The sequence below is a fragment of the Streptomyces sp. NPDC051636 genome, from assembly GCF_044453765.1.
Classification (GTDB): Bacteria; Actinomycetota; Actinomycetes; order Streptomycetales; family Streptomycetaceae; genus Streptomyces.
Genome location: NZ_JBITDA010000007.1, coordinates 166,446 through 187,910, shown reverse-complemented (window position 1 = coordinate 187,910; position 21,465 = coordinate 166,446). Strand labels below are relative to the sequence as shown.

The window sequence follows — 21,465 nt, the reverse complement described above, 5'->3', positions numbered from 1 at the left end:
CATGAGAATCCTTCCCGTCCGGCCACCATGACGGCGAGGGCCGGCCTTCCGCGTCACACCTTCCGGTAGGTGTACGCCTCCACGGCCGCCGCCTCCACCGCGTCCAGGCCGGCGCCCGTCGCCGCCGTGACGACCGCGGCCACCGCGCCCTCCACGAACGGGGCGTCCACCAGCCGGGAGTTGTCCGGCAGTTCGTCCCCCTCGGCCAGCAGCGCCTTCACGGTGAGTACCGCGCTGCCCAGGTCGGTGAGCAGGGCGACCCCGGCGCCCCGGTCCACGGACGCGGCTGCCGCCGAGATCAGCTCGGCGCTGGTCCCCAGCCCACCGCCCTCGGTACCGCCGGCGGGCGCGACGGGCACCTCCGTGGCGCCCCCCGCGAGGCCCTTGGCCAGCTCGGCGACGGAGGCGGCCACCTCGGCGCTGTGCGACACCAGCACGATCCCGACCCGCCTGTCGTCACTCACCCGCCGCCTCCGCGAGTGCCGCGACGAGCAGCGCCGACGAGGTGGCGCCCGGGTCCTGGTGGCCGATGCTGCGCTCCCCGAGGTAGCTCGCCCTGCCCTTGCGGGCCTGCAGCGGGGTGGTCGCCCGGGCGCCCTCCTCGGCGGCGGCCCCGGCCGCGGCGAAGCCGTCGCGGAGGGCGTCGACGGCCGGAACCAGGGCGTCGATCATGGTCTTGTCCCCGGGGGCGGCACCGCCGAGTGCCATCACCCCGTCCACGCCCGCCCGCAGTGCCTCGGCCAGCTGCTCCTCGCTCACCTCGGCGGCGTCCCCGAGCGCCTTGCCCGTACGGCGCAGCAGCGTGCCGTACAGCGGCCCGGCCGCGCCGCCCACCGTCGAGATCAGCTGACGCCCGGCCAGGGTGAGGACGGCACCCGGCGTGCCGGGCGCCTCCTTCTCCAGCGCGGCCCTGACGGCGGTGAACCCGCGCTGCAGATTGCTGCCGTGGTCGGCGTCCCCGATGGGCGAGTCGAGGGCGGTGAGCCGTTCCGCCTCGCGGTCGACGGACGCGGCGGTCGCCGTCATCCAACGGCGGAAGAAGTCGGCGTCGAGCACTGGATCTCCTTGCGTGGTGGGGGGTGTCGGTCGCTTCGTCCGCCGTGTCACATCCCCCAGCGCAGGGCCGGCGTCCGCACCGGCGCGTCCCACAGCCTGAGCAGTTCCTCGTCGGCCTGGCACAGCGTGACGGAGGCGCCCGCCATGTCCAGCGAGGTGACGTAGTTGCCGACGAGCGTGCGGGCCACGGCCACGCCGCGCTCGCCGAGCACCCGCTGCACCTCGGCGTTGAAGCCGTACAGCTCCAGGAGCGGGGTCGCGCCCATGCCGTTGACCAGCAGGAGCACGGGGCTGCGCGGGCTGAGATCCTCCAGGATCGCGTGGACCGCGAAGTCGGCGATCTCGCCGGAGGTCATCATCGCGCGCCGCTCGCGGCCCGGCTCGCCGTGGATGCCGATGCCCAGCTCCAGCTCGCCGGGCGGCAGGTCGAAGGTGGGGCTGCCCTTGGCCGGGGTGGTGCAGGCGCTGAGCGCCACGCCGAAGCTGCGGGAGTTCTCGTTCACCTGGCGGCCGATGGACTCCACCCGTTCCAGCGGCTGTCCCTCGGCCGCGGCGGCGCCCGCGATCTTCTCCACGAACAGCGTCGCGCCGGTACCGCGCCGGCCGGCCGTGTAGAGGCTGTCGGTGACCGCCACGTCGTCGTTGACCAGCACCTTCGCGACCTGGATGCCCTCGTCCTCGGCGAGCTCGGCCGCCATGTCGAAGTTGAGCACGTCACCGGTGTAGTTCTTCACGACGAACAGCACGCCGGCCCCGCTGTCCACGGCGGCCGCCGCCCGCGCCATCTGGTCCGGCACCGGCGAGGTGAACACCTCACCCGGGCAGGCCGCCGACAGCATCCCGTGGCCCACGAATCCGCCGTGCAGCGGCTCGTGCCCCGACCCGCCGCCGGAGACCAGCGCCACCTGCCCGGACACGGGGGCGTCCCGCCGCACGATCACCCGGTTCTCGACGTCGACGGTCAGCTCGGGATGAGCGGCCGCCATACCCCGCAGCGCGTCCGCTACCACGGTCTCCGGGACGTTGATGAGCATCTTCATGGCTACCTCCTGGCGAGCCTGCGCGGTCATGGCGGTCCCTCACTGGGAAGTATCTGCCTTCGGGAGACGAAGGTCACGTGCGCGGACCCTTCGGGGATCGTCCCGGGAAGGGGGACGGGGATCGGCCGAGCGCTGCCCCGGGGGTCACCCCAGCGGAATCAGGCAGAACGGCGGGGTCGTCCCTCCTGGCAGACGAAGCCCAGGGAGCGCAGGGAGCGACTGCGTAGCCGTCCGGGGCCGCTGCCCGGAGGCGGGCCGTCGTGGCCGGGGGGAGTCGAAGACGATGTCGCGGAGGGGGCCATCCGCACATCGTGCCCGTTCGGCGGCGAGGGCTTCACCCGGATATGGCACGTTAGGCTCGGAAGCATGCGGATCTCCGTCTCCTCCGACATGGACGAACCCGTCGCCCGCATCCTCGTCGGGGAACTGCGCCGGCGCGGTCACGAGGTGCGCGCGTACGGTGCCCTGGAGTCCGGCGCCGACCCGCAGTGGGCGGTCTGCTCGGAGGCCGCCGCCAGGGACGTGGCCGCAGGGGCCGCGGACCAGGCCGTGGTGTGCTGCTGGACGGGGACGGGCGCCTCGATCGCCGCGAACAAGGTGCCCGGCGTGCGGGCCGCCCTGTGCACGGACGCGTACACCGCGGAGGGCGCCCGCCGCTGGAACGACGCCAACGTGCTGGCCCTGAGCCTGCGTCTGACCTCCGAGGCGGTCCTGAAGGAGATCCTCGACGCGTGGTTCGCCGCCCGGCCCAGCGAGGACACCGAAGACCGGCAGAACGTCGCCCATGTGACGTGGCTGGACGGCGACCGCGACGGGGACCGCGGCACTCCCTGACCGGGCCCACATGGGGGCGCAACACCCGGGGTACCCGGCGGCGCATGGTGGTGGACAACACGTCGGCCCGGTCGCGTCCGGTGCCGCCGCGGCCGGTGCGGCGCTCGCCGCTGGGCCGCGCGCTGCTGCGCTGGGTGACCACGACCGATCACAAGGTCATCGGCAACCTCTACCTCACGACCGCCTTCTCCTTCTTCCTCTTCGGCGGCGTCCTGGCCCTGCTCATGAGGGCCGAACTCGCCCGGCCGGGCCTGCAGTTGGTCACGGAGAGCCAGTACGACCAGCTGTTCACGATCCACGGCACGGTCATGATGCTGCTGTTCGCGACGCCGATGTTCGCCGGGTTCGCCAACGCGGTCATGCCGTTGCAGATCGGCGCTCCGGACGTGGCGTTCCCGCGCCTGAACGCCCTGTCGTACTGGCTGTACCTCTTCGGCGGCCTGATGGTGATCTCGGGCTTCCTGGTGCCCGGGGGAGCGGCGGGGTTCGGCTGGTTCGCCTACGCGCCGCTCAACAGCGCCGTGCACAGCCCCGGTTCGGGCGGCGATCTGTGGACCATGGGCCTGGTGGTGACCGGCGTCTCCACGACCCTCGGCGCGGTCAACTTCATCACCACGATCCTGTGCCTGCGCGCCCCCGGCATGACCATGTTCCGGATGCCGGTCTTCACCTGGAACGTGCTGTTCACCTCGATCCTCGTCCTGCCCGCGTTCCCGGTGCTCACCGCCGCCCTGCTCGCCCTGGAGGCGGACCGGAAGTTCGGCGCGCACATCTACGACGCGGCGAGCGGCGGTGCGCTGCTGTGGCAGCACCTGTTCTGGTTCTTCGGCCATCCCGAGGTCTACATCGTGGCGCTGCCGTTCTTCGGCATCGTCACCGAGATCATCCCGGTGTTCAGCCGCAAGCCCGTCTTCGGTTACTTCAGCCTGATCGGCGCCACCATCGCGATCACCATGCTCTCCTCGGTGGTGTGGGCCCACCACATGTTCGCCACGGGCGCCGTGCTGCTGCCGTTCTTCTCGCTGATGTCGTTCCTCATCGCGGTGCCGACCGGCGTGAAGTTCTTCAACTGGATCGGCACCATGTGGCGCGGTTCGCTGTCCTTCGAGACGCCGATGCTCTGGTCCTGCGGCTTCCTGGTCACGTTCCTGCTCGGCGGCATGAGCGGTGTCCTGATCGCCTCGCCGCCGCTCGACTTCCACCTGACCGACTCGTACTTCGTCGTGGCGCACCTGCACTACGTGCTGTTCGGCACGGTCGTCTTCGCGATGTTCGCGGGCTTCTACTTCTGGTGGCCGAAACTCACCGGGCGGCTGCTCGACGAACGCCTCGGAAAGATCCACTTCTGGACGCTGTTCACCGGCTTCCAGACCACCTTCCTCGTCCAGCACTGGCTCGGCGAGGCAGGTATGCCCCGCCGCTACGCCGACTACCTGCCCGCCGACGGCTTCACGCTCCTGAACACCATCAGCTCGGCCGGCGCCTTCCTGCTGGGCGTGTCCACGCTGCCGTTCCTCTACAACGTCTGGCGCACCGCCCACCACGGCCGCCGGGCGGACGGCGACGACCCCTGGGGCTACGGCCGCTCACTGGAGTGGGCCACCTCCTGCCCGCCCCCGCGCCACAACTTCACCGCCCTGCCCCGCATCCGCTCCGAGTCCCCCGCGTTCGACCTGCATCACCCGGAGATACCGAAGGAGGCGTGATGCGCACCGAGGCCCGCCTTTTCACCGGTGTGGCGGCGTTCTTCGCCGTCACCGCCGTCGGCTACGGCCGGCGCTCCGCCGAACCCGCCGGCACCGCCGCCCTCGCCCTGGCCTGCGTGATGGCCGGGCTGGTCGCGTTCTTCCTGCACGTCCAGCACCGCCGGCACGGCGAGCGGGCGCAGGACCGCCCCGACGCCGAGGTCGTGGAGACCGCCGGGCCCGTCGCCTTCTTCCCGCCGCACAGCCCCTGGCCCGTCACCATCGCGCTCGGGGCCGTCCTGCTCGCCCTCGGCGTCGTCTTCGGCCTGTGGCTGGCCCTGATCGGCCTGGGCGTGCTCGGATCCGGGGTCGTCGGCATGGTCCTGCAGTACGCCGACCGGGACGCTCAGTCCTCCGGGCCGTCCGCGGAGTCCCGCTCGGACAGCACCCCGTAGGCCTTCAGCACGTACCGCCGCTCGTCGTCCAGCGGCAGACTCGGCTCCTCGTAGCCGCCGGTGATGGTCTGCCGTATCTCGCCCGTCTCCTCGCCCTCCGTCAGCCGTTCCAGGTCCGCCTCGCGCAGCGCCAGGCACACCGCCCGGGTCACGAGGAGGGCGAGCGGCGGAAGGACCAGCAGGGCGATCCGGAAGAACCAGGTCAGCGCGTTCAGCGAGATCCGGAAGGTGTGCGCGATGACGTCGTTGCCGCCCGCCGCGAGGAGGACGCCGTAGAAGCAGATCGCCGCCGTCCCGAGCCCCGTCCGCACCGGCACGTCACGCGGCCGGTCGCACAGATGGTGCTCCCCGCGATCCGCGGTGAAGCGGGCCTCCAGGAACGGATACGCGTACAGCACCGCGAACAGTGCCAGCGGCAGCACCACGGCGGGCAGCAGGACGTTCCACATCACGGTGTGCCCGGCGACCGCCGTCTCCCACGGCGGCACGAGCCGCAGCGCGCCCTCCAGGAAGCCGACGTACCAGTCGGGCTGCGACCCCGTCGAGACGGTGTCCGGCCGGTAGGGGCCGTACACCCAGACCGGGTTGATCTGCGCGAGCCCGGCGAGCAGTGTCAGCACCCCGCACACCATGAAGAACAGGCCGCCCGAACGCGCCGTGAACTGCGGCACCATGGGCTTGCCCACGACATTGCGCTCGGTGGGCCCCCGGCCCGCCCACTGCGTGTGCTTGAGATGGAAGACCAGGATCAGATGGAGGCTGACCAGCGCGAGCAGCAACCCGGGCAGCAGCAGGATGTGCAGCGCGTACAGCCGGGGGATCAGGTCGTGCCCGGGGAACTCGCCACCGAACGCGAACATGCTCACATACGTCCCCACCACCGGGACCGACAGCATGATGCCCTGCGCGATCCTGAGGCCCGTGCCCGACAGCAGGTCGTCCGGCAGTGAGTAGCCGGCGAAGCCCTCGGCGAGCGCCAGCAGGAACAGCGTCACGCCGATCATCCAGTTGAGCTCACGGGGACGGCGGAAGGCGCCGGTGAAGAAGACCCGCAGCAGGTGCGTGCCGATCGCGGCGAGGAAGACCAGGGCCGCCCAGTGGTGCAGCTGGCGGATCAGCAGGCCGCCGCGCACGTCGAAGCTGATGTGCAGCGTCGAGCGGTACGCCTCCGACACCCGCACTCCGTCCAGCGGGCGGTACGAGCCGTCGTAGACGACCTCGGTCATCGACGGATGGAAGAAGAGGGTGAGCCAGACGCCGGTCACCAGCAGGACGACGAAGCTGTAGAGGGCGAGCTCGCCCAGGAAGAACGACCAGTGGTCGGGGAAGGCCTTGCGCAGCAGGCCGCCCCCCTCGGACAGAGGGAGGCGGGCGTCCAGCCGGCCGGCGGCGCGCCGGGCACCTGGTCCCCATCTCCTCAGCAGCACGGCGCACGGGTGCCCACCGCCCCGCCCCGGAAAACACGGCCGGCCCTACGTACGGTCGCCCTTGGGCTTGCCCCGCTGGTCCGGCGTGCCGTGCGGGGGCGGGCTGAGGGGCTGAGACGAGGTCGCCGGACCGACCGGGGAGCCCGCGCGGGCCTCGCCGTGCTCGGGGCGCAGACCCTGCGGATCACCGGACGTGGGCGCGGCGCCCGCCTGCAGCTGCTCGAGCCGGTGTTCCAGCAGCTCGGTCACCTGGGGCCGGTCGGCGTGGGTCCGCTCGTGCGCGAGCAACTCCTCGACCTCCTCGGCGCTCAGCGACCGCACGCGGCTCTCCAGACCGCCGATCGGCAGCTGGTCGTAGTCGGGCAGGGGCAGGGCGCTGTGGCCTGAGCCCGCCATGTATCTCACTTCCTTCGTACGGGGAGTGCGCGGCGATGTTGCGTATGTGTGTGCCGGAGCTGTCAGTGGGCGCCCAGCCCGCCACCGCCGAACGAACCGCTCGACCCCTTGCTCCAGCGCGGCCGGTCCTTCGACTCGCTGGGCCGGGTGTGCATGTTGGTCAGCTCGTACGGCGTGAGGGGACGACCGCCCTTCGGTGTCCGGGGCACCTCGTCGGGCTCCCGGTTCTGCCGGACCTCGTGCACCGCGCCGTCGGGCGGCAGGTGCGGCTGTTCCTCGGGGCGAGGCCGGGGCGACTCGCTGTACTTGATGCGGGAGGTCAGCCAGAAGCCCCCGCCCAGTATCGCCAGCACGGCAACGGCCACCACGAAGAGAACCAGACTCATCAGGCCGCTCGCGGCGGCCATCTGCATCGATGCGGAACTCATACCAGGTGAATACCCCTCCAGAACAGGGCGAACCGGACACCTTCGGTGACTGTGCTTCGACGCTCGGCGACGGCCGCCACGGTACCGACGGCCGTGTTTGACCCGGCGGGCCCCGGCTACCCGGCCAATGTGACACCGACGACGACTTCCCAACAGGAGCTCTACCGGTTCCTGGAGGACCGCTTCGCGTGTGCGCAGGCGTGTACGGAGTGCGCCCGGGCGTGTGCGCTGCGCGCGAGCCTCCTGGACCCGGGCGGAACCGAGGGGCAGGAGCAGGCGCGGCGCCGGGGCATCATGTGCGCCGAGGTGTGCGACGCGACCTGCCGTGTGCTGTCCGAGCACAACTGCCTGGACGAGACCGGCATCCGCGTCCAGCTGGAGCTGTGCCGGACCGTCTGCCTGGAGTGCGCGCACGCCTTCGACGCGCAGCCCGGCGCGGAGGAGAGCGCGGCGGCCTGCCGGGCGTGCGCGCGGGCCTGCACGGAGTTCATCGCGACGCTGCGCTGAGGTACGGATGACGTGGTCCGGCTGACCAGGGCCTGTCCGGCGGATCATGCCGCGGACACCGGGGCTTGGCATGCCCTCCCCCACTCTCGGCTTCGAGCGGGCGGCGCCCCCGCCGGCGTTGTCGTCGGTCGCCGATACTCCGCGTCGACCCCCTCCTCCGCCCCTGCGGCTGGACGCTCCCGCACGCCCGAACCGGCTCGCGCGGGGCACCCCCATTCGCCCCGCTCACCTGCGTCGACGAGGCACCGCCGATTTCCCGCGACTTGATCCGCCGGACAGGCCCCTGCTCGACTTCCCCGAGGCAGCCCATTCCCAATTTCTGAAACACGTTCTACGGTGTGCGCCGTCAGGACCGACCGGCCTTGGGAGCCTGGAGGCGCCGTGCACCTCGACCACACGCCCGAGCAGCAGCGGCTGCGCACCGAACTGCGCGCCTACTTCGCCGACCTGGTACCGGACAACGCCTACGCCCGCTACACCGACCCGGCCACCCAGAAGCGCTTCTACCGCGACACCATCCGCCGGCTCGGCGCCGACGGCCGGCTCGGCGTGGGCTGGCCGAAGGAGTACGGCGGGCGCGGTCTGACGCCCATGGAGCAGTTCATCTTCTTCGACGAGGCCGCGCAGGCAGGCGTCCCCCTGCCCCTGATGGCGCTGAACACGGTCGGCCCGACGATCATGCAGTTCGGCACCGAGGAGCAGAAGGCGTACTTCCTGCCGCGCATCCTCTCCGGGGAGATCGATTTCGCGATCGGCTACAGCGAGCCCGACGCGGGCACTGACCTGGCAGCCTTGAAGACCCGCGCGGTACGGGACGGCGACGGATACGTCGTCAACGGCCAGAAGATCTGGACGACCAACGGCGACACCGCCGACTGGGTGTGGCTGGCGGTGCGCACCGATCCCGACGCCCCGCCGCACAAGGGCATCACCATGCTGCTGGTGCCGACCTCCGACCCCGGCTACTCCTGCACCGTCATCAACACCCTCGCCTCGCACGACACCACCGCCAGCTACTACGAGAACGTCCGCGTCCCGGTCTCCCGCCGGGTCGGCGCCGAGAACCAGGGCTGGCGGCTGATCACCAACCAGCTCAACCACGAACGCGTCACCCTCGCCGCCCACGGCACCATGGCGATCCGCGCCCTGCACGACGTCCAGCGCTGGGCGATGGAGACCAAACTCGTCGACGGGCGCCGCGTCGTCGACCTGCCCTGGGTGCGCCGCCTGCTCGCCCGGACCCACACCCGCCTCGACGCCCTGAAGCTCCTCAACTGGCAGATGGTCACCGCCGTCCAGGAAGGCACGCTCACCCCCCAGGACGCCTCCGCGGTCAAGGTCTACGGGTCCGAGGCCCGCCGGGACGCCTACGCCTGGCTCCTGGAGATCCTCGCCGCCGCCGGCCCGCTGAAGGAGGGCTCGGCGGGCGCGGTCCTGCACGGCGAACTGGAACGCGGCTACCGCTCGGCGGTGATCTTCACCTTCGGCGGCGGCAACAACGAGATCCAGCGCGAGATCATCTCGTGGATCGGTCTGGGGATGCCGCGGGTACGGCGTTAGCGCCCAGGGGGGACGAGACCGATCACATGCACGTCCTCGGCGTCATCGACCACGCGGGCGGACTGCGTCAGACCGCGCTCAGCCCACCGTCCACCACCAGACTCTGCCCCGTGATGTAGGAGGCTCGGTCGGAGAGCAGGAAGGTGACGGCCTCGGCCACTTCCCAGGCTGTGCCCTGGCGGCCGAGCGGGATCCGTTCGAACGAGGCGGTCCTCGAGGCCCGCCGTGCGGAGGCGCTTCGGCCCATCGGAGTGTCGATCAGACCAGGGATGACCAGATTGGCACGGATGGCGCGTGGTGCGCCTTCTTTGGCGACATGACGGATGAGACCGAACAGCGCCGCCTTGGAACTGTCGTACGCGGGGGAGTTGGTGGCCGCGCGAAGTCCGGCGACCGAGCCGATCAGGACGATCGCGCCGCCGTCGGCGAGTTCGGGCAGGCCGTACTTGGCCGCCAGGAAGGGAGCACCCAGGTTGAGCGATATCACGCGTTCCCAGTCCTGGGGCGAGGTGTTCGCCAGACCGGAGCCCAGACCGTCGCCGACGTTGACCACGATGGCGTCCAGGCCGCCGAGGCGGCGGCGTGCCTCGGCGACCATCTCGGAGGACTGTTTCGGGTCCGTGGCATCACCCACGACGGTGATGGCGTCGGCGCCCTCCGCGCAGGCGAGCCCGGCGGTGGCCGCGGCGGCGTCGGAGGATATGTCGGCGCAGGCGACGGCCGCGCCCTCGCGTGCGGCGAGGACAGCAATGGCCCGGCCGTTGCCCACGGGAGCCTCCGGGTCGTCGCCGGGCCGGGTGCCCGCGCCGATGACCAGCACCCTGCGGCCGGCCAAGCGGCGAGCGGCAGTGGTTTGTGGTTGCTGCACGTCGCTCATGCCCTCATATCCCTTCGGTGGAGTGTGCCGGGTTCGAGGTCCCCGTGGTGCCCTCGGCGGATGCGGGGAAAGCCGCCGGGCCGAAACCGGGATCGAGTTCTGTACCGGCAGAGTTCAAGAAGAACGCCACCATGTGGTACTGGCCCACCAGCATGGTGATTTCCACCAGGCCGGCATCGTCATAGTGGGCGGAGAGGACCTTCCAGGTGGCATCGGAGAGCCGTGCTTCGCGGTGGAGTTCGTCGGCGGCGCGCAGCAGGTGGCTTTCGGGCTCCGCCCATCCGTCGGCGTCCGGCCCTTGGAGAATGCGTTCGATCTCGGCCTCGGTGACGCCGGCCGCCTTCGCCAGTGGGACGTGCCGCCCCCATTCGTACGAGGCCCGGGTGTGGTACGCGGTACGCAGGATCAGCAGTTCACGCACCCGGCCCGGCAGCCGGCCGCTGCGCAGCAGATAACCGCCGAAGGGCATGAACCGCTCGTAGAGATCGGGATGGCGTACGAGGGTGGTGAAGACGTTGGGGACCCGGCCTCCCGCATCCCGTGAGGCCAGGGAGAGCAGCTGGCGGGTCCGGGAGTCCCAGTCGTCCTCGGCCAGCGGGGTGAGACGGGGGCCGGCCCCGGCGGCACCACCGCGCAACGCGTTGTCTTCCGTGGTCATGGCAACCTCCATACCGTTCACTTCAGAAAAAGCGGGAAATATCTGCTGAGCGAAGTCCCGGCCGGCTCCTTGACGGGGCCCTGTCCGAGGCGTGCCGGCGCTTTCGCCGCCCGGTGTCTGCACGTCATGCCCTGTGCGCCACCGGTGGCACTTCCCTCGTACGCGGGTGCTGTCCCGCACCAGATTCGGCGAGGGCTCACGGCCTGCGGTCGTGCCCGCGTCGACGGGAAGCACCACCCCGGTGATCCAGCGGGCACGGCGCCCGGCGAGGAAGGCGACCGCCTCGCCGACGTCCCAGCCGGTGCCTTCGGTGCCGAGCGATGACCGCTCGCGGCGGATCTCGCGTACCTCGTCCGTCATCTGCTCGGTGGCGGCCATCGGGGTGCAGGCCATGCCCGGCGCGACGGCGTTGACCCGGATTCCCTCGCGTCCGTGCCGCGCCGCCATGCCGCGGGTGAGCTGGATGATCGCGCCTTGGTGACCGGACAGGAGATGTCGGGGTGTCCACCGATCAGCCCGGCCACGGACGACACGTGGACGATGGAACCGGCGCCCGCCCGCCGCATATACGGTACGCAGTGCTTGGACATCAGCATCACGGACGTGACGTTGACGCTGTGGCACTCCTCCCAGGCGCGCGGATCGACCTCCACCACATCGCCCGCAGGGCCGCCGGCCCCGCCGTTGTTGACGGGTACATCCACCCCGCCCCGGACTCCGGCGACATGCTCCGCAGCCGCGGCGCAGGACCGCGGGTCCGTCACGTCGGCTTCGATGACGCGGCATGTGCCGCCTTCGGCCTCGATCATGGACCGGGTTGGCCGGGCGTGGTCCGGCACGCTGTCGACCAGCGCGACCCGCGCGCCGCGGCGTGCCGGCAACACTGCCGCGGCACGGCCGTTCCCGATGCCGTCGCCCCGTGAGCCGGCGCCAGTCACGACAGCGACCTGGTCCTCGGACCCTGTTGCCTCTTCCACAGCGTCTCCTTTGCCCGCGGCACCGCGTTCCGCCTGCCGACCACGTTCCGCCGGTCACGTCACTGTGCGGGTCCCGCGGGCGCACTGTCGATGGCTCTTCGGCAAAGGCTGACGGGGGGCATATTGTTCGCTCCTACAACGCACGTGTGATGTCAGAGGTGAGGCCCATGGCCGGACAGCAGGCCGCCGAAGAGGCCCTGGACGCGGTGATAGACGCCATGCGCGCCCAGGCGGACGAGGTCGGCGACCGGCTGCACACGAGCCTGGCCGACCGCATTCCGTCCTACCGCGCCGTACCTCGCGAGCTGATCGAGGAGGTGTGGTCCCGGCACTTCAGGCGTGCGCTCGCAGTGCTGCGCGACGGCTGGGTGCCCGCGCCCGAGGACATCGACGAGGCGGACGTTGCCCGGGACCGGGCGGCTCGAGGGGTGCCGCTCGGCGACGGTCTGCGCGCCTTCAGAGGGGCGCTGGGAGCGATACGCGATCTGTTCATCTCGGAAGCGGCCCGTCACGGACTCGACCCCCTCCTGATTGTCGAACGCACCAAGGCCTTGTGGGAGCTCGCCGACACCGAAAGCCTGCAGATCGCCTCGGTGCATCGCCAGGCGGAAGTCGCCGCCGCCCTGTTCGATGCCCGTCGCCGCGCGGACTTTCTGCGCGGCCTGCTCTACGGGACGCTCAGTGCGGTGGAGATCCACAGCGGTGCCGCGATCTACGGGCTGGACCCGTCGCAGCGCTACCAGGCCATCAGAGCCTTGCCGAGAGGCGGTCTCGGCCTTGACCGGCTGGAGCGGGCACTGGAGACGCTGTGCCGTCCGCACGGCCGCACCGCGATGCTCGCCGTGCTGGACGAGACGATCGCGGGAGTCGTGGAGGCCAGACCCGTCATCGGTGAACTGGAGGTGACCGCGGGGCTCGGCCCGCCGACGGAACTGGGTGAGGTCCACCGGTCGTTCCGGACCGCCGGCCGCTTGCTCGACGCGGCCGGTGCCTACGGCCTGAGCGGCGTGTACGACCTGGGCGATCTGTCCTGGCGAGCGGCGGTCGTCGCCGAGCCGGAACTCTCCAGAACGCTCCTTGCCCGCTATCTGCAACCACTTGACGCGGAAGGGGAGTTCGGCACGCTCATCGAGCAGTCGGTGCGGCTGTACCTGGAGACAGGACGGCGTATCGGCGAGGTCGCGCGGATCTCGCACGTGCATGCCAACACGGTCCGCTACCGTCTCCGGCGTTTCGAGGAACTGACCGGCGTCCGCCTCGACTCGCCGGATACGACAGTTGAGATCAGCTGGGCGCTGGCGGCACGCGAGCTGCGGTCGGCGCCTCCGTCACCGCACCCGCCGCTGGACTGACGCCATCTGTCAGGTTTTTCCCCTGATACGTCAGCGCCCTGTGCGCCGTCAGCCTTGTATCGGCGTTCACGTTCCGGGAGGGAAACCACAAGGACGTGCGCGAGACAGCGGGCGCCGAAAGCTCGTCGCGGGCGGCGGCCCCGGCAATGGACGAGGGCGAGTTCCGCCGATTCATCACCGACCGGGGTACGGACGAGGGCCGCCGTGCCCCATGGCCGCGGTGGGTGTCGGGTCAGGGGTGCAGCGCGGGCGGGAATTCGCGGACAGGGCCTACCCTGCCGATGTGGAGATATCAGGGGCAGGCGATCCGGGGCTGTTCACACCGTCCTCCGTGACCTGGCAGATGCACGGCGACCCCATGATGTGGGTCGCCGGGATCCGCGCGCTCTACCTCCAGGCGCTGCACCCGCGCGCGGTGCGCGGTGTCCTGCAGAACTCCGACTTCCGGCGCGATGCCTGGGGGCGGCTGCTGCGTACCGCCGACTTCGTCGGGACGACGACGTACGGGACGACCGAGGCCGCCGAGCGGGCCGGCGCCCGGGTGCGGAAGATCCACGCGATGCTGAAGGCGACCGATCCCGAGACGGGGGAGCGGTACGGCGTCGACGAGCCCGGGCTGCTGCTGTGGGTGCACTGCGCGGAGATCGACTCCTACCTGCACGTGCTGCGCCGCTCCGGCTTCCCCCTCACCGACGCCCAGGCCGACCGGTACATGGCCGAACACCGGGTCAGCGCCCGCCTGGTGGGCCTCGATGCCGGGACCGTACCCACCGACAGAGCCGAGATGGCCGCGTACTTCGAGCAGGTCCGGCCGCAGCTGGCCGCGGGAGCCGAGGCACGCGCCGTGGACGACTTCCTGCTCCGCCCCCCGGCGCACCCCCTGCTGGTCCCGGTGCGCGAGGTGCTGTGGCGGCGCGTGGCGCACCTGGCGTACGCCTCCCTGCCGCCGTACGCCCACGAGCTGTACGGCAGACCGGCCCCCGCACCCGCCACCGTCACCCGGCGGCTGCGCGCCACGGGCACCCTGCTGCGCCGCGTTCCCGCACGTCTGCGCTGGCAACTCCCGCCCAAACACATCCTGCGCGCCATGGCGAGGCTCGGACTGGGCGCGCGCCCGGCACCGTACAAAGTCGGGCGATAGGCCGCCATACTGGACGAGCGGGGGATGTGTCACGGACCGGGCCGGCTGCGCGCGGCCGCACCTTGACGCCATCCCCCTGGGGGAGGGGCTGGGCGAACAGCGACGGGGGCGACGGCGCGCGATGGCGGACTCCAGGCTGATCCAGGGCCGGTACCGACTGCTGGACCTGATCGGGCGGGGCGGGATGGGCGAGGTGTGGCGCGCCCGGGACGAGTCCCTGGGCCGGCAGGTCGCCGTGAAGTGCCTCAAGCCGCTCGGCCCGCAGCACGACCACGCCTTCACCCGCGTCCTCAGGGAGCGGTTCCGCCGCGAGGCCCGGGTGGCCGCCGCGCTCTCGCACCGCGGGGTCACCGTCGTCCACGACTTCGGCGAGTCCGACGGCTTCCTCTACCTGGTGATGGAGCTGCTCCAGGGCCGCAACCTCAGCCAGTTCCTGGAGGACAACAAACACCATCCGCTGCCGGTCGCCGACGTCGTCGACATCGCCGAGCAGGTCGCCGCCGCCCTCGCCTGCACCCACCAGCAGGGCATCGTCCACCGGGACCTGAAGCCGGCGAACATCGTGCGGCTGACCGACGGCACGGTGAAGATCTGCGACTTCGGCATAGCCCGTCTCGGCCACGACATCGGCTTCACCTCCCGGCTGACCGGCACCGGCATCGCCATGGGCACCCCGCACTACATGTCCCCGGAGCAGATCGGCGGCGACGAGGTCGACCAGCGCAGCGACCTGTACTCGCTGGGCTGCGTGCTGTACGAGATCGCCACCGGGGTACCGCCGTTCGACCTGGAGGACGCCTGGGCGATCCTGGTCGGCCACCGGGACACCCCGCCCCGGCCGCCGCGCGGCCACCGCGCCGAGCTGCCGGTCTACCTGGAGAGGATCATCCTGGACCTGCTGGCCAAGCGGCCCGAGCAGCGGCCCCGCGACGCCCGCGAGCTGGGCCGCCGGATCATCGCCGGCCGGGCCGGGTACGTGCCGACCGTGGTCGGCCCGCAGCCCCGGGAAGCCGAGCCGGCCTCCCGCGAGGCACTCCTGCCGTCCTGGACCCGGGGGATGACCACCGGCCACAAGGCGGCCGGCGCCGGGCTGTCCGGCCCGCCCCCGGACCCCGGGGCGGCACTCACCGGCGAGTGGATCGCCCGCCGGGTCACCGTGCTCCCGCAGGCGCGGGTTCCCTCCGGCCCGCCTCCGGAGGCCGTCGCCGCGCTCGCCGGACGGCACCACGCGGCCCTCGGCCTGGGCCGGCTCGGGCGCTGGGCGGAGGCGGGCGACGAGCACCGGGCGGTCGCCGCGGAACGCGCGCGGCTGCTCGGCCCGGACCACCCCGACACCCTGGCCAGCCGCTACGAACTTGCCTTCACCCTGAGCCGCACCGGCCGCACCGCCGACGCGCTGCGCGCGTACACGGAGGTCGCCCGGGCGAGAGAGCGCCTGCTGGGCGCCGACCACCCCGACACCCTCGCCGCCCGCCAGGAAGTGGCGTACGTCCTCGGTCAGTTGGACCGCCACTTCGACGCCCACCAGGCCTACACGTCCGTACTGGCCGCCCGGGAGCGCACCATGGGCGCCGACCACCCCGACACCCTGCGCTGCCGCCACAACCTCGCCTTCAACCTCAGCCGGCTCGGCCGCCTCGACGACTCCTACCGCATGGCCTGCGAGGTGGCCGCCGCCCGCGCCCGCGTCCTCGGCCCCCACCACCCCGACACCCTGGTCACCCGGTACGAAGTCGCCTACGCACTCGGCCAGTCGGGTCGCTGGGAGGAGGCCCTGCGGACCTACCGCGAGGTCGCCGAGGCACGCGCGAAGGCCCTCGGCCCCGACCACCCCGACACCCTCGCCGCCCGCTACGAGGTCGGCATCAGCCTGGGCCGACTCGGCCGCAGTGCCGAAGCCCTCCGGCTCTACCGCGACCTGATCGACGACCGCACCCGCGTCCAGGGCCCGGCCCACCCCGAGACCCTGCGCGCCCGGCACGGCCTCGGCGTGAACCTCGGCCGCCTCGGCCGCTGGGAGGAGGCCCTCGCCGAGTCCCGCGACGTGTGCGCCCTCCGCGAGCGCGTCCTCGGCCCCGACCACCCCGACACCCTCGTCAGCCGCCGCGAGGTCGCCGTCGGTCTGGGCTGGCTCGGCCGCTGGTCCGACGCGCTGGCCGAGTACCAGCGCGTCGCCGCCGCCCGCGAGCGCGTCCTCGGCGCCGGCCACCCCGACACCCTCGCCAGCCGCAACGACGAGGCCCACTGCCTGGAACAACTGGGCCGGGGTACGGAGGCCGTCGAGCTGTACCGGAGGGTGGCGGTGCTGCGGCAGCAGCGGGCGTCGGGCGGCCGCTGAGCGGGCACGGTGCCGTGCGGCACGGCACCGTGCGGCCCGGCACGGCGGAGCAGGCGCGTCGGGCGTCGAGCCGTGCCGGCGGTGGCGGTGCCGCGCCACAGGTGTGCGTCCGGCGGTCGCCGGGCCGGGCGGGCATGGCGGGCTGCCGTCCGGCCCGCACCGATCCCGGTCCGGCGTGGTCCGGCGCCGCGGGTGAGGTGACCCGGCCCGGCGACCCGCGCGGAGCGCCCGGCACGCCTCTGGCCGACGTAGATCATCGCGTGTTACGAAGAACCATGCCTGCAAGCGAGGAACACCGCACCTACGACGCCGTCATCGTCGGCGGCGGCCACAACGGCCTGGTCGCCGCCGCCTACCTGGCCCGGGCCGGCCGGTCGGTGCTGGTGCTGGAGCGGCTGCACCGCACGGGCGGCGCGGCCGTGTCCACGCGTCCGTTCGCCGGGGTCGACGCCCGTCTGTCGCGCTACTCCTACCTGGTCAGCCTGCTGCCGAAGAAGATCGTGCGCGACCTGGGCCTGAACTTCCGCGTCCGGGGGCGCACCATCTCGTCGTACACCCCCGTCGAGCGGTCCGGGCGGCCCACCGGACTGCTCGTCGGCGGCGGCGATCGGCGCACCCGGGAGGCCTTCGCCCGGCTGACCGGCGGAACGCGTGAGTACGAGGCGTGGCAGCGCTTCTACGGCATGACCGGCCACGTCGCCCAGCGGGTCTTCCCCACGCTCACCGAACCCCTGCCCACCCGCGAGGAGCTGCGCGGCCGCGTCGACGACGAGGCCGCCTGGCGGGCCCTGTTCGAGGAACCGATCGGGGTGGCGATCGAGGAGAACTTCGGCGACGACCTGGTGCGGGGCGTCGTCCTCACCGACGCCCTCATCGGCACCTTCGCCGACGCCCACGACCCCTCCCTGGCCCAGAACCGCTGCTTCCTCTACCACGTCATCGGCGGCGGCACCGGCGCCTGGGACGTGCCCGTCGGCGGCATGGGCGCCCTGACCGACGCGCTGGCCACCGCCGCGCGCCAGGCGGGCGCGGTGCTTGCCACCGGACATGAGGCGGTCCGCATCGACACCGACGGGCACTGGGCCGAGGTCACCTACCGCACGGCCGATGCCGAGGGCACCGTCGCCGCACGCCACGTCCTCGTGGGCGCCTCCCCGCAGGAGCTCGCGGCCCTCATGGGCGACCCGGCCCCGGCCCCCGCCGAGGGCGCTCAGCTGAAGGTGAACATGCTGCTCAAGCGGCTGCCGAGGCTGCGCGACGCCGATGTCGACCCACGCGAGGCCTTCGCCGGCACCTTCCACATCGCCGAGGGCTACGAGCAACTCGCCACCGCCCACGCCCAGGCCGCGTCCGGCCGCCTCCCCGCCGCACCCCCCTCGGAGATCTACTGCCACTCCCTCACCGACCCCACCATCCTCGGGACCGAGCTGGTCGAACGCGGCTACCAGACCCTCACCCTCTTCGGCCTGCACACCCCCGCCCGGCTCTTCGCCCGGGACAACGACGCCGTCCGCGACGAGTTGCTGAAGTCGACCCTGGCCCAGCTCGACGCCCACCTCGCCGAGCCCCTCACCGACTGCCTGGCGACCGACGCGGACGGCCGCCCCTGCATCGAGGCGAAGACCCCGCTGGACCTGGAAGGGGACCTGCGCCTGCCCGGCGGCAACATCTTCCACCGCGCCGTCGCCTGGCCGTACGCCCAGGAGGACACCGGCCGCTGGGGCGTGGAGACGCGGCACGCCAACGTCCTGCTGTGCGGAGCGGGCGCCGTGCGCGGGGGAGGAGTGAGCGGGGTGCCGGGGCACAACGCGGCCATGGCGGTCCTGGGGAGCAGGCGTGACGGGAATCTGCCCCGGAAAATCTGACGTAGCATCAGAAAGAGCCTTCCGTCCTTCGGGGGACTGCGGCATCCTGCGCCCCATGCAGACGGAGCTGAGCAAGAAACTGGGAGTCGAGCACGCCGTCTTCGGCTTCACGCCGTTCCCCGCCGTCGCCGCGGCCATCAGCCGGGCCGGCGGCTTCGGAGTGCTCGGCGCGGTCCGCTACACGGCCCCCGACGACCTCAAGCGCGACCTCGACTGGATCGAGGCACACGTGGACGGCAGGCCCTACGGGCTGGACGTCGTCATGCCCGCCAAGAAGGTCGAGGGCGTGACCGAGGCCGACGCCGAGGCGATGATCCCCGAGGGGCACCGGCAGTTCGTCCAGGACACCCTCGCCAAGTACGGCGTGCCCGAACTCGCCGAGGGCGGGGCGTCCGGGTGGCGGATCACCGGTTGGATGGAGCAGGTCGCCCGCGCCCAGCTCGACGTCGCCTTCGACTACCCGATCAGACTCCTCGCCAACGCCCTCGGCTCACCACCCGCCGACGTCGTCACCCGCGCCCACGACCGGAACGTACTGGTCGCCGCGCTCGCGGGCAGCGCCCGGCACGCCCGCAAGCACAAGGACGCGGGGATCGACATCGTCGTGGCGCAGGGCTACGAGGCGGGCGGCCACACCGGCGAGATCGCCTCCATGGTGCTCACGCCCGAGGTGGTCGAGGCCGTGGCCCCGCTGCCCGTGCTGGCCGCGGGTGGCATCGGCAGCGGACAGCAGGTGGCGGCAGCCCTCACACTCGGCGCCCAGGGTGTGTGGCTGGGCTCCATATGGCTGACCACCACGGAGGCGGACCTGCACTCGCCCGCCCTGACCCGAAAGCTCCTCGCCGCCGGCTCCGGCGACACCGTCCGCTCCCGCGCCCTGACCGGGAAGCCCGCACGCCAGCTCCGTACCGAATGGACCGACGCCTGGGACGACCCCGCGGGCCCCGGCACCCTGCCCATGCCGTTGCAGGGCCTGCTGGTCGCCGAGGCGGTCTCCCGCATCCAGAAGTACGAGGTCGACCCGCTGCTCGGCACCCCCGTCGGCCAGATCGTCGGCCGGATGAACAGTGAACGCGGCGTGCAGGCCGTCTTCGACGACCTCACCCGCGGCTTCGAGCAGGCCGTCGACCGTCTCGACCGCATCGCCGGAAGGAGCGGCCAGTCGTGAGCACACCCCCTACGGGCTTCTGGGCCCAGGCCACCGCCGACCCCGACCGCACGGTCCTCGTCGCCCCCGACGGCACGGAGTGGACCGCCGGACGCCTGCACGCCGCCGCCAACCGGCTCGTCCACGGCCTGCGCGCCGCCGGCCTGCAACGCGGCGACGCCTTCGCGGTCGTCCTGCCGAACGGCGTCGAGTTCGTCACCGCGTACCTGGCCGCCACCCAGGCCGGGTTCTACCTCGTCCCCGTCAACCACCACCTCGTCGGACCCGAGATCGCCTGGATCGTCTCCGACTCCGGCGCGAAAGTACTCATCGCCCACGAACGGTTCGCCGCTCCAGCCCGCCACGCCGCCGACGAGGCGGGCCTGCCCGCCACCCACCGGTACGCGGCCGGCGCGGTCGACGGCTTCCGCCCGTACGCCGAACTCCTCGACGGGCAACCGCAGTCGGCGCCCGCCGACCGCGAGCTCGGCTGGGTCATGAACTACACCTCGGGCACCACCGGACGCCCTCGCGGCATCCGCCGCCCGCTGCCCGGCAAGCGGCCCGAGGAGGCATATCTCGGCGGGTTCCTCGGCATCTTCGGCATCAGGCCCTTCGACGACAACGTCCACCTGGTCTGCTCGCCGCTGTACCACACGGCTGTCCTGCAGTTCGCGGGCGCGTCCCTGCACCTCGGGCACCGCCTGGTGCTGATGGACAAGTGGACGCCCGAGGAGATGCTCCGCCTCATCGACACCCGGCGGTGCACGCACACGCACATGGTCCCCACCCAGTTCCACCGCCTGCTCGCCCTCCCCGACGAGGTGAAGGCGCGCTACGACGTCTCCTCCGTGCGGCACGCCATCCACGGCGCCGCACCCTGCCCCGACCACGTGAAACGGGCCATGATCGACTGGTGGGGCGACTGCGTGGAGGAGTACTACGCCGCCAGCGAGGGCGGTGGGGCCTTCGCCACCGCCGAGGACTGGCTGAAGAAACCCGGCACCGTCGGCAAGGCCTGGCCCATCAGCGAACTCGCGGTCTTCGACGACGACGGCAACCGGCTGCCGCCCGGCGAACTCGGCACCGTGTACATGAAGATGAGCACCGGCGGCTTCAGCTACCACAAGGACGAGCACAAGACGCGGAAGAACCGCATCGGTGACTTCTTCACCGTCGGCGACCTCGGCTACCTCGACGAGGACGGCTTTCTCTTCCTGCGCGACCGCAAGATCGACATGATCATCTCGGGCGGGGTCAACGTCTATCCCGCCGAAATCGAGTCCGTGCTGCTCGCCCACCCCGCCGTCGCCGACGCCGCCGTCTTCGGCATCCCGCACGACGACTGGGGCGAGGAGGTCAAGGCCGTCGTCGAACCCGCCCCCGGCCACACACCGGGACCCGCCCTTGCCGCCGCCCTCCTCGACCACTGCGCCGAGGGGCTCGCCGGCTACAAGCGCCCCAAGAGCGTCGACTTCATCACCGAAATGCCCCGCGATCCCAACGGCAAGCTGTACAAGCGCCGACTGCGCGAGCCGTACTGGGAGGGCCGTACCCGGCCCGTGTGACCCGTGAGCGGCTGTTCGACCACGACAGGCCGCCCGGACCCTGCGGGGGACCGCCATCGCGTACATCCTTGACCTCTTCTTGCCGTGGCGCGGCAGGGCGGATCGCGGGACGTCGCGCACCATCGAGGGGGTGAGGGCGCCGGGACACCGGCTG

Annotated in this window: 20 protein-coding genes; 11 read left to right on the top strand and 9 right to left on the bottom strand. The window is 72.0% G+C overall.

Annotated features, from left to right (window positions below; genetic code table 11):
- Positions 1-53 precede the first annotated feature (53 nt).
- From ACIBBH_RS15820 to dhaK, 3 genes are read right to left on the bottom strand one after another with little or no spacing between them, the layout of a single operon-like run.
- Positions 54-464 carry a PTS-dependent dihydroxyacetone kinase phosphotransferase subunit DhaM gene (locus ACIBBH_RS15820; protein ID WP_399404819.1) on the bottom strand — a complete coding sequence of 137 codons (411 nt, stop codon included), beginning with the start codon at positions 462-464 and terminating at the stop codon, positions 54-56.
- On the bottom strand, positions 457-1,056 hold the full coding sequence (dhaL, locus tag ACIBBH_RS15815; RefSeq protein WP_399404817.1) for a dihydroxyacetone kinase subunit DhaL: 600 nt from the start codon (positions 1,054-1,056) through the stop codon (positions 457-459). Before dhaL ends, ACIBBH_RS15820 begins: the two co-directional genes overlap by 8 nt.
- Before the next feature lie 47 nt (positions 1,057-1,103).
- Complete coding sequence (dhaK, locus tag ACIBBH_RS15810) at positions 1,104-2,096, bottom strand: dihydroxyacetone kinase subunit DhaK (RefSeq protein ID WP_399404815.1); 993 nt, start codon at positions 2,094-2,096, stop codon at positions 1,104-1,106.
- 366 nt (positions 2,097-2,462) lie between these two features.
- On the opposite strand from dhaK, the gene ACIBBH_RS15805 reads away from it, so the two are divergent.
- From ACIBBH_RS15805 to ACIBBH_RS15795, 3 genes are read left to right on the top strand one after another with little or no spacing between them, the layout of a single operon-like run.
- Entirely contained in the window at positions 2,463-2,930 is a 468-nt protein-coding gene (locus tag ACIBBH_RS15805; protein WP_399404813.1) for an RpiB/LacA/LacB family sugar-phosphate isomerase, read from the top strand.
- 44 nt (positions 2,931-2,974) lie between these two features.
- Positions 2,975-4,636: a cytochrome c oxidase subunit I gene (ctaD, locus tag ACIBBH_RS15800; RefSeq protein WP_399404811.1), complete on the top strand. Its 1,662-nt coding sequence runs from the start codon at positions 2,975-2,977 to the stop codon at positions 4,634-4,636.
- Positions 4,636-5,070, top strand: coding sequence for a cytochrome c oxidase subunit 4 (locus ACIBBH_RS15795; RefSeq protein WP_399404809.1), 435 nt, complete (start codon positions 4,636-4,638; stop codon positions 5,068-5,070). Before ctaD ends, ACIBBH_RS15795 begins: the two co-directional genes overlap by 1 nt.
- On the opposite strand, the gene ACIBBH_RS15790 is transcribed toward ACIBBH_RS15795, so the two are convergent.
- From ACIBBH_RS15790 to ACIBBH_RS15780, 3 genes are all read right to left on the bottom strand, one after another.
- Entirely contained in the window at positions 5,022-6,497 is a 1,476-nt protein-coding gene (locus tag ACIBBH_RS15790; protein WP_399404807.1) for a cytochrome bc complex cytochrome b subunit, read from the bottom strand. The genes ACIBBH_RS15795 and ACIBBH_RS15790 overlap by 49 nt on opposite strands.
- Positions 6,498-6,542: 45 nt before the next feature.
- Positions 6,543-6,893: a hypothetical protein gene (locus ACIBBH_RS15785; protein WP_399404805.1), complete on the bottom strand. Its 351-nt coding sequence runs from the start codon at positions 6,891-6,893 to the stop codon at positions 6,543-6,545.
- A gap of 62 nt (positions 6,894-6,955) precedes the next feature.
- Positions 6,956-7,321, bottom strand: a complete 366-nt coding sequence (locus tag ACIBBH_RS15780; RefSeq protein ID WP_399404804.1) for a DUF6479 family protein — start codon at positions 7,319-7,321, stop codon at positions 6,956-6,958.
- A 129-nt stretch (positions 7,322-7,450) separates the two neighbouring features.
- Between ACIBBH_RS15780 and ACIBBH_RS15775 the strand changes: the two genes are divergently transcribed.
- The gene (locus tag ACIBBH_RS15775; RefSeq protein ID WP_399404803.1) at positions 7,451-7,828 is read left to right on the top strand and encodes a four-helix bundle copper-binding protein; all 378 of its coding nucleotides are present in this window, start codon (positions 7,451-7,453) and stop codon (positions 7,826-7,828) included.
- A gap of 381 nt (positions 7,829-8,209) precedes the next feature.
- Entirely contained in the window at positions 8,210-9,388 is a 1,179-nt protein-coding gene (locus ACIBBH_RS15770) for an acyl-CoA dehydrogenase family protein (RefSeq protein WP_399404802.1), read from the top strand.
- A 67-nt stretch (positions 9,389-9,455) separates the two neighbouring features.
- Here ACIBBH_RS15770 and ACIBBH_RS15765 read toward each other — a convergent pair whose 3' ends face one another.
- Genes ACIBBH_RS15765 through ACIBBH_RS15755 form a run of 3 tightly spaced genes read right to left on the bottom strand, consistent with a single transcriptional unit; the run spans position 9,456 to position 11,861 of the window.
- Positions 9,456-10,265 (bottom strand): SDR family NAD(P)-dependent oxidoreductase, encoded by an 810-nt coding sequence (locus ACIBBH_RS15765; protein ID WP_399404801.1) that lies wholly within the window; start codon positions 10,263-10,265, stop codon positions 9,456-9,458.
- A gap of 4 nt (positions 10,266-10,269) precedes the next feature.
- Positions 10,270-11,370, bottom strand: a complete 1,101-nt coding sequence (locus ACIBBH_RS15760) for an SDR family oxidoreductase (RefSeq protein ID WP_399404800.1) — start codon at positions 11,368-11,370, stop codon at positions 10,270-10,272.
- Positions 11,280-11,861 (bottom strand): SDR family NAD(P)-dependent oxidoreductase, encoded by a 582-nt coding sequence (locus ACIBBH_RS15755; protein WP_399404799.1) that lies wholly within the window; start codon positions 11,859-11,861, stop codon positions 11,280-11,282. The genes ACIBBH_RS15760 and ACIBBH_RS15755 overlap by 91 nt, the downstream gene beginning before the upstream one ends.
- A gap of 206 nt (positions 11,862-12,067) precedes the next feature.
- Here ACIBBH_RS15755 and ACIBBH_RS15750 point away from each other — a divergent pair, with 206 nt between their 5' ends.
- From ACIBBH_RS15750 to ACIBBH_RS15725, 6 genes are all read left to right on the top strand, one after another.
- Positions 12,068-13,252, top strand: a complete 1,185-nt coding sequence (locus tag ACIBBH_RS15750; RefSeq protein ID WP_399404798.1) for a PucR family transcriptional regulator — start codon at positions 12,068-12,070, stop codon at positions 13,250-13,252.
- A 343-nt stretch (positions 13,253-13,595) separates the two neighbouring features.
- Positions 13,596-14,393, top strand: coding sequence for an oxygenase MpaB family protein (locus tag ACIBBH_RS15745; RefSeq protein WP_399405112.1), 798 nt, complete (start codon positions 13,596-13,598; stop codon positions 14,391-14,393).
- A gap of 121 nt (positions 14,394-14,514) precedes the next feature.
- The gene (locus ACIBBH_RS15740) at positions 14,515-16,731 is read left to right on the top strand and encodes a tetratricopeptide repeat protein (protein WP_399404797.1); all 2,217 of its coding nucleotides are present in this window, start codon (positions 14,515-14,517) and stop codon (positions 16,729-16,731) included.
- Between the two features lie 275 nt (positions 16,732-17,006).
- On the top strand, positions 17,007-18,596 hold the full coding sequence (locus ACIBBH_RS15735; protein ID WP_399404796.1) for a phytoene desaturase family protein: 1,590 nt from the start codon (positions 17,007-17,009) through the stop codon (positions 18,594-18,596).
- A 55-nt stretch (positions 18,597-18,651) separates the two neighbouring features.
- Complete coding sequence (locus tag ACIBBH_RS15730; RefSeq protein WP_399404795.1) at positions 18,652-19,764, top strand: nitronate monooxygenase; 1,113 nt, start codon at positions 18,652-18,654, stop codon at positions 19,762-19,764.
- Complete coding sequence (locus ACIBBH_RS15725) at positions 19,761-21,311, top strand: acyl-CoA synthetase (protein WP_399404794.1); 1,551 nt, start codon at positions 19,761-19,763, stop codon at positions 21,309-21,311. Before ACIBBH_RS15730 ends, ACIBBH_RS15725 begins: the two co-directional genes overlap by 4 nt.
- Positions 21,312-21,465: the final 154 nt, after the last annotated feature.

Excerpts from the sequence above, each read along its gene's own strand:
- dhaK (WP_399404815.1), bottom strand. The coding sequence starts at position 2,096 with ATGAAGATGCTCATCAACGTCCCGGAGACCGTGGTAGCGGACGCGCTG.
- ACIBBH_RS15805 (WP_399404813.1), top strand. The coding sequence starts at position 2,463 with ATGCGGATCTCCGTCTCCTCCGACATGGACGAACCCGTCGCCCGCATC.
- ctaD (WP_399404811.1), top strand. The coding sequence starts at position 2,975 with ATGGTGGTGGACAACACGTCGGCCCGGTCGCGTCCGGTGCCGCCGCGG.
- ACIBBH_RS15795 (WP_399404809.1), top strand. The coding sequence starts at position 4,636 with ATGCGCACCGAGGCCCGCCTTTTCACCGGTGTGGCGGCGTTCTTCGCC.
- ACIBBH_RS15785 (WP_399404805.1), bottom strand. The coding sequence starts at position 6,893 with ATGGCGGGCTCAGGCCACAGCGCCCTGCCCCTGCCCGACTACGACCAG.
- ACIBBH_RS15780 (WP_399404804.1), bottom strand. The coding sequence starts at position 7,321 with ATGAGTTCCGCATCGATGCAGATGGCCGCCGCGAGCGGCCTGATGAGT.
- ACIBBH_RS15765 (WP_399404801.1), bottom strand. The coding sequence starts at position 10,265 with ATGAGCGACGTGCAGCAACCACAAACCACTGCCGCTCGCCGCTTGGCC.
- ACIBBH_RS15760 (WP_399404800.1), bottom strand. The coding sequence starts at position 11,370 with ATGGCGGCGCGGCACGGACGCGAGGGAATCCGGGTCAACGCCGTCGCG.
- ACIBBH_RS15750 (WP_399404798.1), top strand. The coding sequence starts at position 12,068 with ATGGCCGGACAGCAGGCCGCCGAAGAGGCCCTGGACGCGGTGATAGAC.
- ACIBBH_RS15745 (WP_399405112.1), top strand. The coding sequence starts at position 13,596 with ATGCACGGCGACCCCATGATGTGGGTCGCCGGGATCCGCGCGCTCTAC.
- ACIBBH_RS15740 (WP_399404797.1), top strand. The coding sequence starts at position 14,515 with ATGGCGGACTCCAGGCTGATCCAGGGCCGGTACCGACTGCTGGACCTG.
- ACIBBH_RS15735 (WP_399404796.1), top strand. The coding sequence starts at position 17,007 with ATGCCTGCAAGCGAGGAACACCGCACCTACGACGCCGTCATCGTCGGC.
- ACIBBH_RS15730 (WP_399404795.1), top strand. The coding sequence starts at position 18,652 with ATGCAGACGGAGCTGAGCAAGAAACTGGGAGTCGAGCACGCCGTCTTC.